Source organism: Sphingobium sp. TCM1 (assembly GCF_001650725.1).
GTDB lineage: Bacteria > Pseudomonadota > Alphaproteobacteria > Sphingomonadales > Sphingomonadaceae > Sphingobium.
In genome coordinates, this window is sequence record NZ_LXVX01000010.1 from 67,411 (window position 1) to 80,121 (window position 12,711).

The 12,711-nt window shown below is 64.3% G+C and carries 14 protein-coding genes; 11 read left to right on the forward strand and 3 right to left on the reverse strand.

Features of this window, described 5'->3' with window-relative positions:
* Window positions 1-4: 4 nt before the first annotated feature.
* The 10 genes from A7Q26_RS07590 (at window position 5) to A7Q26_RS07630 (ending at window position 8,187) form a co-directional block, all read left to right on the forward strand.
* Complete coding sequence (locus tag A7Q26_RS07590; protein WP_004212795.1) at window positions 5-397, forward strand: DUF3768 domain-containing protein; 393 nt, start codon at window positions 5-7, stop codon at window positions 395-397.
* Between the two features lie 3 nt (window positions 398-400).
* Window positions 401-814, forward strand: coding sequence for a hypothetical protein (locus A7Q26_RS25105; protein WP_137405251.1), 414 nt, complete (start codon window positions 401-403; stop codon window positions 812-814).
* A 2-nt stretch (window positions 815-816) separates the two neighbouring features.
* Window positions 817-993, forward strand: coding sequence for a hypothetical protein (locus tag A7Q26_RS25535; protein WP_004212791.1), 177 nt, complete (start codon window positions 817-819; stop codon window positions 991-993).
* A 27-nt stretch (window positions 994-1,020) separates the two neighbouring features.
* Window positions 1,021-1,785, forward strand: coding sequence for a ParA family protein (locus tag A7Q26_RS07600; RefSeq protein WP_004212790.1), 765 nt, complete (start codon window positions 1,021-1,023; stop codon window positions 1,783-1,785).
* A complete protein-coding gene (locus tag A7Q26_RS07605; protein ID WP_004212789.1) occupies window positions 1,785-2,681 on the forward strand; it encodes a ParB/RepB/Spo0J family partition protein in 897 nt (298 codons plus the stop codon). The genes A7Q26_RS07600 and A7Q26_RS07605 overlap by 1 nt, the downstream gene beginning before the upstream one ends.
* A 62-nt stretch (window positions 2,682-2,743) precedes the next feature.
* Window positions 2,744-2,953 carry a hypothetical protein gene (locus A7Q26_RS07610; protein ID WP_004212788.1) on the forward strand — a complete coding sequence of 70 codons (210 nt, stop codon included), beginning with the start codon at window positions 2,744-2,746 and terminating at the stop codon, window positions 2,951-2,953.
* 253 nt (window positions 2,954-3,206) lie between these two features.
* On the forward strand, window positions 3,207-3,737 hold the full coding sequence (locus A7Q26_RS07615) for a plasmid mobilization protein (protein WP_063141788.1): 531 nt from the start codon (window positions 3,207-3,209) through the stop codon (window positions 3,735-3,737).
* A complete protein-coding gene (locus A7Q26_RS07620; protein WP_157102488.1) occupies window positions 3,734-4,855 on the forward strand; it encodes a relaxase/mobilization nuclease domain-containing protein in 1,122 nt (373 codons plus the stop codon). Before A7Q26_RS07615 ends, A7Q26_RS07620 begins: the two co-directional genes overlap by 4 nt.
* 12 nt (window positions 4,856-4,867) lie before the next feature.
* Window positions 4,868-6,097, forward strand: coding sequence for a DUF3775 domain-containing protein (locus tag A7Q26_RS07625; RefSeq protein WP_198162870.1), 1,230 nt, complete (start codon window positions 4,868-4,870; stop codon window positions 6,095-6,097).
* An 11-nt stretch (window positions 6,098-6,108) separates the two neighbouring features.
* A complete protein-coding gene (locus A7Q26_RS07630) occupies window positions 6,109-8,187 on the forward strand; it encodes a hypothetical protein (RefSeq protein ID WP_066858784.1) in 2,079 nt (692 codons plus the stop codon).
* 13 nt (window positions 8,188-8,200) lie between these two features.
* On the opposite strand, the gene A7Q26_RS07635 is transcribed toward A7Q26_RS07630, so the two are convergent.
* Window positions 8,201-9,364 (reverse strand): phospholipase D family protein, encoded by a 1,164-nt coding sequence (locus tag A7Q26_RS07635; protein ID WP_066858785.1) that lies wholly within the window; start codon window positions 9,362-9,364, stop codon window positions 8,201-8,203.
* A 79-nt stretch (window positions 9,365-9,443) separates the two neighbouring features.
* Complete coding sequence (locus A7Q26_RS07640) at window positions 9,444-9,671, reverse strand: hypothetical protein (RefSeq protein ID WP_066858804.1); 228 nt, start codon at window positions 9,669-9,671, stop codon at window positions 9,444-9,446.
* Between the two features lie 225 nt (window positions 9,672-9,896).
* Between A7Q26_RS07640 and A7Q26_RS07645 the strand changes: the two genes are divergently transcribed.
* The gene (locus A7Q26_RS07645) at window positions 9,897-11,057 is read left to right on the forward strand and encodes an IS110 family transposase (protein WP_063142338.1); all 1,161 of its coding nucleotides are present in this window, start codon (window positions 9,897-9,899) and stop codon (window positions 11,055-11,057) included.
* Between the two features lie 642 nt (window positions 11,058-11,699).
* Here the strand turns inward: A7Q26_RS07645 and A7Q26_RS07650 are convergent.
* Window positions 11,700-12,711: hypothetical protein (locus tag A7Q26_RS07650; protein WP_198162871.1), on the reverse strand; the 1,012-nt coding region annotated here is incomplete at its 5' end.

Consider the following 12,711-nt stretch of genomic DNA (forward strand, 5'->3'; position numbering starts at 1 on the left):
TCGCATGCCCGAGCATCAGAGCCATACCTCTTCGCAGCCCGATCGCACTGCAACCATCGCCCAGCTCAATGACGCGCTGCGCCGCTCACTCACCCAGCCAGGCCATAACCGCGTGGTCATGACCATCGGCGTTCAGAGCCTGATCGGCGACGTCAGCCTGTTCCGCAACTTTCAGGCCCGGGCGCAATTGCTGCGCACCATCCGCGACTATGACAGCTTCGGTCCCGACGTGGATCCGCATGGCGAGCGCGATTTCGGCCGGTTCACCTTCCGCGACGCGGTGCTCTACTGGAAGATCGACTATTATGACCGCGCGCTGGAGTTCGGCTCGCCCGATCCGACCGACGAGAATGTCACCACGCGCGTGCTGACCATTCTTCTCGCGCAAGAGTATTAAGCCATGCTGGCCCCGCGCGGCGGGGCCAGCCCTCCTCATGAAGGCGGTGCCGGGCAAAGTCTGCTCGAGCAGACTTTGGTGCGCGCTGCGCCGGTCGTGCCGGGGAGACGCCTCATCGCGACCGTATTGAATTCAATACGGTGGGCGCGGATCATCCGGGCAGCGCGAGAGGAGAGAGAGCATATGGTGACGGAGGGGCAGGGGAGCGAGGAACGGCGCTCGGCCTTTCTGCAGCTGCGGGTCACCCCGCAGATGCACGCCGCGATCGCGAGGCTCGCGCTCGACCACGATAATATCACCATCCGCGCGCTCGTCATGAACGCGCTGAAGCAAACCTATGGTCTTGATGTCCCCGATGCGGAACTTCGCGACCAACGCGGCCGGCAGCCCCGGCCCGCGGCTGCTACAGGAGACTGATCATGGCGGAATATTTTTCCCAGCATCCCGATCACGCGATCCTCTTCGGTTTCGCGTGCTTCGCCTTCACCGTCTATCTGTTCCGCGATGTCGGCCCCCGGTTCGGCAGCGGCGGCGGGGACTGGTCGGCGCGCGACCATTATGAGCGCAACCTTCGCAACGGTGGCGACGATTTCTGAGCGCGGCGCCTGGCAGGGAAACATGATGTGAAGACCATCGTCATCAGCCTGCTCAAGGGCGGCGTCGGCAAGACCTTCTTTGCAACCCATCTCGCCTGGTATCTGGCCGAGCAGGCAGGGCGGCGGGTCGCGTTCATTGATCTCGATCCGCAGGGATCTTCGACCCGCCGGCTCGCGAAGGAACGGACCGGCTGGTTTTCCGCCGACCTGTTCGATCCCGACGCAAAACTGGCGCTGGACGACGCAGCCGGCATCACCGTGTTCGCGGCCGATCCGCGTCTCCAGATGGTCAAGGCCGCGCAGGACGTGCATGACTTTATCGTCCGCTTCCGCGAGCTGCCTCACCACTTCGATTATTGTGTGATCGACACCGGACCCAAATGGGACGAGCTCACCTTGAGCGCGATGGCGGTCGCGGACGAAGTCATCGCGCCGGTTCAGGTCGCCGAGGATTCGCTGGAATGCGCCAAGATGCTGCTGACCGCGCTCAAGAAGGCCGAGGGCGCGCGCGGCGGGCGCAAGGTCAATTTCCTCGGGCTGCTGCCCTCGATGGTCAATGCCTTCGACAAGCGGGACATGGACAATGCGGTCAAGCTCACCCAGGCGGTCGGCCCGGCGCTCATGTTCCCGGCCTTCGTGAAGGCGCGCCCGACCTACAAGCATTCGGCCGAGAACCATCATGCGGTCTGGCATGAAACGGGCAGCGGCGCCAAGGCGGCCTCGGACGAGATCCGCTCGATCCTCGCCGAAGTAGAACGGCGCGTCGATGCGCGGGCGAAGGAGAGCGCCTGATGGGCAAATTCGATCAGCGCGCCGAAGAGTTCGGAATGCTCGTGGGCGCGCATGAGAGCGCACGGCGCGTCGAGGACTTGCCGCTCGACTGGGTGATGCCCGACCCCGGCAATCCGCGCACGCACTTCGACGAAGTGGAACTCGCCGAGCTTGCAGCGTCGATCGAGGTGCGCGGCGTGCTGCAGCCGATCATCGTTCGCCCCAGGAATGCGGACGGCAAACATGTCATCCGCATGGGCGAACGGCGCTACCGCGCATCGCTCGCGGCGGGCAAGACGACCATTCCGGCGATCGTCAGCGAAGCGGGGGAGGGCGGTGACGTCCTCGCCGATCAGATCGTCGAGAATGATCAGCGCGCCAGCCTCTCGTCGCGTGAACTCGCGCTTGGCGTCGAGCGCATGCTGGCGCAGGGCAAGACCCAGGCCGAGATCGCCAAGGCGCTCGGCCGGTCCAAGCAGTTCGTCTCGCTCTACGCAGCCTATGGCGAGATGGAGCCTTATCTGCGCGAGGCGATCGACAAGGCCCCCATCCGCGTCCTCTACGATCTCCACCGCGCCGCCCGCAAGCATCCGGTCGAGGTGCGCGGGTTCGTCGCAGGACTGGGCGAGCGTGGCGTCACGCTTGCCGAAGGTAGCCGGTTCATTGCCTCGCTCAAGGGTGCGGTCGATGCCGGTTCCGCGCCTGCGCCCACCGCGCCGGCAGCCGTGCCCGCCGCACCATCGCCAGCCAAGCCGACGGGCCGGGCAGGGCACGCGCGTCCGATCGTGGCGCCCAGCCCCGTCAAGGTGATGGTCGGCGCCCGATCCGCCCGGCTCATATTGCCCGAGCGCGTTCGGGTGGTGTTCGATGACGGCGATGAGGGTGAGGTCGCCTCGCGCGATCTGTCGTTCGAATGAGCGCTGGACTGGAGTAGGCTGTTTCTCAACCTGCGATGAGTCGCTTCGCGCAAGGAGGCATGATGACCGGCGAACTGGACGATATCTGCGCACAGGTGGATTGCCCGAAATGTGGAGCCGAACTGAGTGTTCCGTACCGGCAGATGCGCTTGCAGAAAGCCGCTGCCTGTTCCTGCGGCGCGATGATCCGGCTCGAGGATGATACGCCGATCGCGGCCATCCAGCGCTTGATCGACGAGGCCAACCCGCCGCACCCGGACAATGATGGGTAGCGCTGGCCCCGGCCAACAGCACCACTCACTCCGCGTCAGTAAGCTTGAATTTTCAGATCGAATGATGGCGGCATCCCTCCTTCAGGGATGCCGCCATTTTCTTTTCAACGATCATTTCGGGCTTGCTTGCGCAGCCGGTGAGGCGCTTCTTCCAGAGAGGCTGCGAGTCTGCTTGAGCAGACTATGGAAGGGGTCAATTAAGGTGAGGGCCGGATAGGCTTGTCGCCGGGGATGTTTAACATTAGGGTGGCGCATGGCGTTTTTCGGCCTTCGCTTGCCCGACGATCTTGCGGCCCGCTTCGACGCAGTGGCGGCGTCCCAGGGGGGACGCTCCGCGCTCCTGCGCAGCCTCGTCGATCAAGCGGCGCAATCCCGCGACGATGACGTCGTGATCCCCTCGCCACGCGAGCGCACGACAGCCCGCGTCGAGGTCCGTTTGACCGCCAGCGATATCGCGCGGCTCGATGCGGCCGCCGGCGAGCGGGGCCTCAAAAGAACCGAATGGATCGTCGCGCTGCTCCGGCGGCGGCTCTATGGCGTTTCGCCTCCGCCGCGCGAGGACCGGGCCGCGATCGCGCAATCCTGGCGGGAGCTCAACCGCATCGGCATCAATCTCAACCAGGCGGTTCGCGCGCTCAATGCCGCGACGATGGTGGACTCCGGCCTGGACCTCGCGCGCGAGGCCGCCAGGGTCGCGTCGTTCCAGCACGAGATAGACGACCAGCTCAAGGCGCTCGGCCGCGCGCTCGCTGGTGACACAACCTATTGGGACATGCCGGCGTGAGCGGCGACGACGACATCTTGCCGCTCCCAAGCCTGATGGAAGCGTGGCGTCCACCCACCGGTGGCAAGCGCACGCTCAAAGGGGCGACCGTGCGGATCCGCGCGGGCGGGAAGGGCAGGGGGCAGGGGGACGCCGCCCCGGCGCTATCCCAGGCCGAGGCGCGCGCAAAGCTGGAGCGCATCGTCCGCAAGGCGCCCGAGGTCATGGTCAAGATTTCCGGCAAGCAACGCGGGGCAGCCCATCTCGGCGAGCATTTCGGCTACATCTCGCGGCATGGGAAGCTCGAGGTGCGGTCGAGCGAAGGCGAGATCATCACCGACGAGAAGCGGCTGAAGGCCATCGCCGCAGATTGGGACATGCTCGACACGGCCATGAACCCGGCCGGCCGGGATCGACCGACCTCGATGTCGATGGTGCTCTCGATGCCGGGTGGCACGACAGACGCGGCCACGATCCATGACGCCGTTCAGGCCTTCGCCCGGGTCGAGTTCGAAGGGCAGTTCGCCTACATGGTGGCCCTCCATACCGATACCGATCATCCGCACGTCCATTTGACGGTCGCGACCCAGGGCGAAGACGGAACGCGATTCAATCCACGCAAAGCGGACCTGCACCACTGGCGCGAGAGCTTCGCGCATGAACTCCGCCAGCGCGGCGTGGCGGCAGAGGCGACCCCGCGCCGCGCGCGCGGTCACGTCCAGAAGCGCGTGCGATCATCGGCCCGGCATCTCGAAGCGCGCACGGCTGGGCAGGGGAGGGCGCTCGACATCGTGCGCCTGACCGAGGAACGCGCGGCCGAGTTTGCACGCTCGGCGGATCCCGAGCGCCGTCCGGAGGATGTCGCGGCGCTCGGTCGGCAGAAGTTCATTCGCGGCGCGTATCGCGAAGCCGCCGCGGCGCTGGCTGCGACTGGCAACGAAGACGATCTCGCGCTGGCCGAGGACGTCACCCGGTTCGTCGCCGGCATGCCGCCAGCTGTGTCCCGGCGTCTGCAGCGAGCCCGCGAGATCATGATGGCCGAGCGTGCCGCAGGTGTGGAGGGAACGCGCGCGCGGGGCGCAGACGACGCGACCGGACTGGATCGCGACCAACCCAAGCCGCGTGATCGGGAGCGATAGAATATGCCGGAAATGGGCGACCTCCTGCGAGAGGGCCGCGTTACCGATCCTTTTTTCGAGGTGCTGAACGACGGCGACTGGAATGCCTGCATCGGAAAGCAGGGCGACGAGATCAACTATGTCGAGGGCTATCTCCAGGCGGCGCAACTGCTGGTCGATACGCTGCTGGAAAAGGAGATGTTCGGCAGCCGCGACACGCTTGCGATGCCGATCCTCTTCAACGCCCGGCACGGCCTGGAACTGGCCCTGAAATATGTCCTTCGCGAGCTGGGCGCGCTCGGCATGGCGCGCACGCGAGAGGGGCCGGTCGACCATGATCTCCATGCCTATTGGATGCATCTCAGTGAGCAGCGCATCGGCGACCGGGCGTTTCACGAGCAGCTGGCCGAGCTCAAGCCGTTCGTCGAGAGTTTCACGAGGCAGGACATCGACGGACAGGAACTGCGCTATTTCGAGAACCGCGATCTAAAACAGAGCCTGGGCGAGTTGGCCGTCGTCAACCTGCCGCTCATTCAGGCTGCTGTGCGGGAGCTACGGGATATTCTGGACCGGCTGATGGAGCGCGTGGCGCGGCTTGGCCAGGAGCATGTCTCGGGCACGCGGACGGCGGAATGCTCTCGATCCGACCTGATCGCGATTGCCCGGATCGTCGGCCCCAAGCCAAGCTGGACCGAGGATGCGTTTTTGGAGCGGAAAGCGGATGCGATGGCGCAGTTCGGGCTTTCGGGCAAAGGCTTCTCGAAGGCGCTCGATGCCATCAAGGCGTCGCGCGAGCTGAAGACCCTGATCGAGGTCGATAGCGATCTGCTGCATCTGTCGGAGGCGAAGATCGTCGAGATCGTCGCGCTATGGCTGGACGCCAATCCGCCGAAGCCTGCCAATACGCCGGCGCGCGTGATCAACGCCGCGAGCATCAGCTTCGACGAGATCATGCGTCACGGTGACAAGATGAGCACGCTCAACAAAGCTGCGATGGAGCGGCTGACGGTCGAGGAGTTCGCGGATCTCCAGACGATCTTCTACGTCGGCCGCGACCGACGGTTCGGGGAGGAATATCCTCGTCTGCTGAAGATGACGCTGGAGGCGCACCGTCTCGCCAAGGAGCGCTACGCGCTTTTCCACCACATCCTGTCGAAGAAGAATTTCATCGACGGACTGGCTGCCGGATTGCGGCGCGTCGGCCAGCCCGCGCTCGGCGACAAGGTTGCACAGATGCGCGATGCGCTGCGCCCTGCGGAGTGACGGGTCGGTCTATGGAGCTGCGAGAGAAGATCGTCCGCGAAGCCTTCGCCAAGAAGGACGTCAAACCCCTGTTGTCGCATCTCAGAGCGATTTCGCTGGGATCCGACGAGATCGACATGCTGGCGTCGCTGCTCAAGCGCGGCTGCCTGCCTCTCCTCCAATATCCGGATGCGAAAGGCGAGGCGGCGCGCGAGGATGCCATCACGCAGATCGTCGCGATCATAGAGGCGAGGGCGCCGATCGGCGCGGCTGACGAGATCAAAGCGGTCCTCGCGCTCATCAAGCTCATCGAAACGGGCTACCGCGCCATCCTCGAGGATCTCGCGGGACTGCCGTCGGCGAGCCTCACGCCCCAATGCCGCATCTCGGCGCTTTTCGACCTCTGTGCCCAGCGCCGCGACGGTGTCCGCACGGCATCCATGGATGCGATCATCGTCGATGGAATGATCGACCCGATCGGGCTCGGTGTCGCCAATGGGCATGGAAACGTCGTATCGCCCGACGTCCCGATCGACGTCGATGTGGTGACATTGACGATGGCGCTCAAGATGGAGGCGTTCCAGCAAGGATGGTTCAACGCCTCCGGCCAGCTTGTTCTGCCGAAGCGCGTCGAGACCACGCCCGACGAGCGCGAGGCGGTGCGACCTTTGCTGACAGCGGCGCAGGCCTGGCGGCACTGGACATGGATCGAGGAAGAGACCCGCTATTTTGACGGAACCCTGACGGATGTTGCGCCTTCGGAATTTCCGCAGGACTTTCACGACGCGGGCGTCACCCGATTTCTGCACCATGTGCCGGGAAGCGCAGAGTGGCATGTGATCGACCTCGCCGCGAACGAGCGGGTCCACCTGCGGATCAAGCAGGAGGCGGCGCAGATGGCGTTCGGCACAAACGCCGCCAAGCTGGTCAAGGGCGTCTCGGACAAGACTCCGCTTCTCCCGGACGCGTTCGTCAGCATCGAGGAATTGCAGTCGGCCCATACCCTCGACCATGCGCTGAGCATCAACGTCGCCACCGACACCACGCAATATCGCGGTCTTCGGCTTGTCGAGTGGCTGCGCGGATATGCCACGCTGCAGGAGCTGGTCGCGGTACCCTATGAGGCAGGCGACCATCGGCCCGAATTGCTGCTGGTCGAGGTCGAGCGAGCGGACCTCATCAAGCGGCTGCAGCGCGTGGGGCTCAGCGGCGCGAAGGCCGACAGCTTCATCAGCCTGGTGTCCTTTGACAAAGGGACGCGCGATCTCTTCGACACGCCCATCCTCTGCATCGGGCCGACGACGCTGCTGCTGTACGGCCCCGCGCTGGTCGGGGGCATACCGGCGCAAACGACGCTTTCGCGCCTCGCCTGTCTGAAACAATCGCTGGAAGCCCGCGGCAAGGCTTTCGAGAAGGCGATGCTCGCCTTCATGAGGGCGCAGGGGCTCGACGCGCAGACCATCACCGTCCGGCGCGGCCGGGAAGAATATGACTATGATCTGCTGGTCCGCTGGGACGGGCGCATCTTCCTCTTCGAGTGCAAGAGCCGATCCCTGTCGGGCAACAATCTGATCGCGTCTTACTATGATGCGCTGGAGCGGGAGAGCCAGGTCGGGCAGGTCACCCGACTGGTCGACGGCCTGAAGCAGCACCCGGACATTCTCGATGGTCTGTTCGGTCCAGGGGCCAGCGGACTCGAGCTGATCCCGTCCGTGCTGAACGTCCTCCCGATGAGCGTGCCGGACCCGATCGACGGCATCTATTTTACCGACGCTTCCGCGCTCACGCGCCTGTTTCATAGCCCAGCGCTGATGATGAGCACCGCCCGCAGCGAGAGGAATCCGTTCTTCGCGAGTGTTCCGACGCGGCGGCTCTGGGCGGGCAATACCATCTGTGCAGACGATCTGGTGCGCCAGCTGCAGTCTCCGGTTCAGCTCAACCTCATGCTGCGTCAGATCGGAACGACGCGGAGCATGGGGTGGCTCAAGGCCGGCTGTCTGGCGGCCACGACCCGCATCCTGCACCAGATTGTCCCGACCAGCACGGTGAACGCGATGCTCGGGGAGACGGAGGAGGGCGAGCCGCCATCTGCTGACCCGTCGGAAGGTTGACAGCGCGGGACGATCAGGCCGGTGGCTGAAACCGATCCTGCGTCAGGTCGACTTCGCCATGCTGGCGCAACGCCGCGCCAAGCCGGTCCTCGATCCAGGCGCGGGATTCGTCGGTGAGCAGCATATGGGCCTTTCGGCCATAAGAGGCGAACGGGTCGGTATTGCCGCTTTGGTCCCGTGCGTGGCGCTGGGTGGAGGCGAATGCATCCGCTCCCAGGTCGCGCAGCATTTCGCTCATCGAAATGCCGTCGGCGAGGGTGCCATCGAGGAACTGGCCATCGTGGACGCGGACGTAGCGCGGCCAGTCCGCCTTCCAACCGCGGACAGCAATCTCCTTCTTGCTCGCGCGATCCTCCTTGTCGCGATGACGCCGGCCGAGCGCCTTGCCGAAGATCAGCAGGTCGTTCGGATTCTGGACCAGGCGGCCCATATAGATCACGTCGCCGTCCTGAACCTGTCGGGGCGGCTTGGACTCCGGGTAGGTGCAGGCCCAGTTCGCCCCATTCTCCGCGATCATGTCGTCGACGCGCACGGTCCGGTCTGCGCGGTTGCGCGCCGTGCCGAAGAATTTGATAAAGCCCTGATTGTCTTGCGGCGGCGGCGCATCGGCAGGCGGCGCGAAGGGGCTGGACTGATCGACCTCGGCGCCGAAATCGGTCAGCGGCACCGTTGCCGCCGAGGCATCGCCGGCCTTGCGCCGCTCGGCAAGACGCTTGCGCCAGTCGGCCAGCTGCTTCGCCCTCAGCGACGGCTTGGCCGCCTTCCAGAGCTTGTCGAAATAGGCCTCGCATGTCGCCACGATGGCGGGGTTGGTCGATACGAAACCGAACTCGTGATTGCGATGGAAGGCGGCATCGGTGACGTTGGCGCTCGTGGCGATCGCGACAGCCTCGCCGAACAGGAAGAGCTTGGCATGAAGCCCTTTGACGCCGCGGACTTTGCCGCCGGCGTCGAGGATGCGCTCGAGAGCATCGAGATCCGACACGCCTTGGTCGAAGCACGCCAGATCGAAGCGGGTGATCACCTCGATATCGTCAATCCGCGCGGCGCTCAGGATCCGTGACAGCGCCGACGCCTTGATGAAAGGGCATATGATCCGGACGCGACCGGGATGGGTCCGGCGCGCGGCGAGGATTTCGGCGTTCCAATCTTCGCAGATGAGCCGAAAGTCCGTCATTGGCGCGCGCCTCCCCTTGCGTCGTTGATCGGAACAAGGATGCGGTCGATCGGCGCTCAGTGCAATTCGTCGATTGCGATCAGTTCGATCCTGATTGCTGCGCAGCAAGTTCGAGGAGGGTCAGCACCCATTGAGCGATGATCTCGGCTTCGTCGGGGGCTGTCTCGCGCGTGGCGGCGCCGTATATGCTCAAGGCGCTGGCGAACTCATCGATCGTCGCTATCTCGGCCCGCTCGAGCAACGCGCCGACGATGCCGAGGGCGCCGCCGATCGCTCGAATCAGAGGATCACCCTCGGTCGTTGCCATCAGGGCCGGCTCGAGCGTCCGGCGGAGCCTGAGTGCTTTTGCCTGCGGTATCCCGACATCCACATCCTCTTCCGACCCTACCGGTCGATCTGCAGCGGGCAGCCGGCGGCACGCCCAGAAATCTGAGGCGTGCCGGCGTTGGAACCGGTTGTGGTTTAGCTGAGGTCTTTTCTCTTCTGCAAACGGGCGCACGATGGTGCTGCACGATGGAAGGGAGATGACGCGATGACGAAGAAGATTACGAACCCGGAGATCCTCGCGATCCGGGCGGCGGCGGATGTGGACCCTGAATGTGGCCGTGTCTGGGTTGGCCTGGATGTTGGCCTTAAGTCAACATCGGTGTGCGTGTTGGATCGAGAAGGCAAGGTCGTTCACCATTGTTCGATGAAGACCCATCCGACCGAGATCGGGCGCTATCTAGCGAAGAACTTCGCTTCTAACGTCGCGGTCATCGGCATGGAGACGGGCGCGATGTCGGCGCATCTCGCCGGCGGTCTGCGCCGACAGGGCTATCATGTCGCTGTTATGGACGCGCTGCAGGTCCATCGCGTATTGTCCCTCAAGCGCAACAAGACCGACACCAACGATGCGCGCGGCATCGCCGAGATCACGCGCACCGGCCGCGATTATCTGACCGAGGTCTATGTGAAGAGCGCAGCCTGCTTCGAGGTGCGCGCCCAACTCATCATGCGCCACCGACTGGTGCAGCAGCGCCTGGCCAACGAGAATATGATCCGCGGCCTATTGCGCGTCTATGGCGGACGGGTCGAACCTGGCGCCAAGTCGTCAGCCACCTATCGCGACCGTGTCGTCGAGCAGTTGCATGTCATCCAGGATCGGGAGGGGATCAATTTGCGACCACGCATCCTGCCGGTACTCGACCTGTGCGAACGGCTCCAGACCGATGCCGTGCGGATCGAAGCCGAGCTGGAGGCGCTCGCCGCCGCCAACCCGGTGTGCCGGCGGTTCATGGCGGTGCCGGGCGTCGGCGCCATCACTGCCCTCTCGTTTTTCACCGCGATCGAGGAACCATCGCGGTTCCGGCGAGCGGACGATGTCGCCGCCTATATCGGGCTCACGCCGCGCGTATACCAATCCGGCGAGAGCCTGACCCATGGCAAGATCAGCAAGATGGGCAACCGGCTGACACGCACGCATATGGTGAACGCCGCAACGGTGCTGCTGTCCGCCACCAAGACCTTCTCGTCATTGAAGGACTGGGGCATCCGGCTCGCGAAGAAGGTAGGGTTCAACAAGGCGAAGGTGGCGGTTGCCCGGAAGCTCGCCGTCATCCTGTTCGGCATGTGGCGGGATGGCACTCACTTCCAGTTCAAGGCGGAAACGGTCGAACCGCATCGCCAGATGATGACGGCCGCCCGCGCCTGATACCTTTACGCCATCCGTCCCGTCGGACGGTACGATCCTCCCGGGAGGCGGAGGGACCGGTGACTTCGATTCGAACATTGGGGCAGCGATGACCCCGAGCTACGGTTGTTGAAGCGCCACCCTTCGATACGAACCGACCCCATTGCGGCATGCGACATGGATGAAGGCTGCACCAAGATAGCCGTCGCATGACCCCGGAGAGACTGTTGCACCCCGGGTCGATCGACATGCCGACGTGACCATTGCCAGAAAAGGCAAAGCATGATGAAGTAGAAAATACCAACGTCCCGCCCTGCCGCAGGGACCTCAGCTAGAGAGTGTTCGAAACCTGAAACGAGACAGGCGCGGCCGCCTTTGGGCCGGGTGGCCTTGGACATACGCGTCCGCCACCCGGTCTCATAGCTGTGACCGGCTCTCGCTTTTGAAGGTTTCGACGCCTCCGCCAACGTCTCCGAAGGCACGCGCAGTTAGGATAAAAACGGTCCTGAACGCAATCGCGAAGGGCGGCCCCTATCGCTGTGCGCGCCATTTTTCACCAGATCCAACGTCGCGATCTGGTCCTCGGCAATACGCAAAAGGCGCGAGATCGCAGGCTCTTAAGGGACTTTCTGCCGTTGCCGCGCGTGTGCCTGGCCCTGCCGGTCAGTCGTACTGGGACTGGATCTCCATTTCGAGGGCGAAGGCACCGTCGCAAATCGCATCGCGCAGGAAGGCCATTTTCGCGCGCAAATCCTCGAACCGGACGACAGCCTCGTACAGGCTGTCGCTTGTACGGATGCGTGCGATCCCCGTCGCCCAGGCACCATGCGGGATTGCGCGATAGCGGGGCTGGTACTTCTTCCAGCTCGTCTTGACGAACTGGACCGCTTCCGCGCGGCGCGGGGTGTCGAAGTGGGTGCGCTCGAGACCCCGCTTTTCCAACGCGGCGTCGCGCGCGGAGCTGAACTGGATCTTTGCCAGCAGCTGCGGGGTCGATAGCCGTGGCGAGGTGTTCTCGATTAAGAACCGAAAGCTGGTCACGATCGCCTGTCGATCCGCCTCGAGGGTGTCGGCGAGGATCTCGGTGATCGGTTGCCCGTCGAGCTGCGGAAGCTGGGCTTCCAGCGCGGCCGCCAGCTTGGCGCGATCGAGCGCCGGCATCGCCGAGGCGTCGTCATCCCGGCAGGTGTCGTAGTAGCGGCGGCTGGTCTCGCTGAACGCAAAGTTGCTCACCCAGCTGCTGAACGCCATCTGGAATCGGGTGAGATAGTCGCAGGCGAAGCGATAATAGGCGAAGCCCAGCGGGCGCAGGAACGGGCCGCCGCCAAACCCTTCATGATAGGCCGCGTTGCGATGCTCATGAGCCGCGAGCACGAAACTGGCCTCAAGCCTTGTAAGCTCACCCACATGGACGAGCATCGCGAGGCGGTCGGCGAATTTCTGACTTCGGGCTTGCCGGCGCTGCTGCGCCGTATTCAGACCCTTGGGATACTCGCCGCCGAAGCTCGCATGCACCATCAGTGAGTGGCGCACCATCAACTCGACGGCGTTGTCGACGAGGATCAAAGCCAGCCGGTTATGGAGCGGATGATTGAGGATCAGCGTGCAATAGGCACCCCCTTCGTGGGGTGATCGGCGTGCAAAAAGGACCCCTTCATCCCGGGGATTTAGTCGG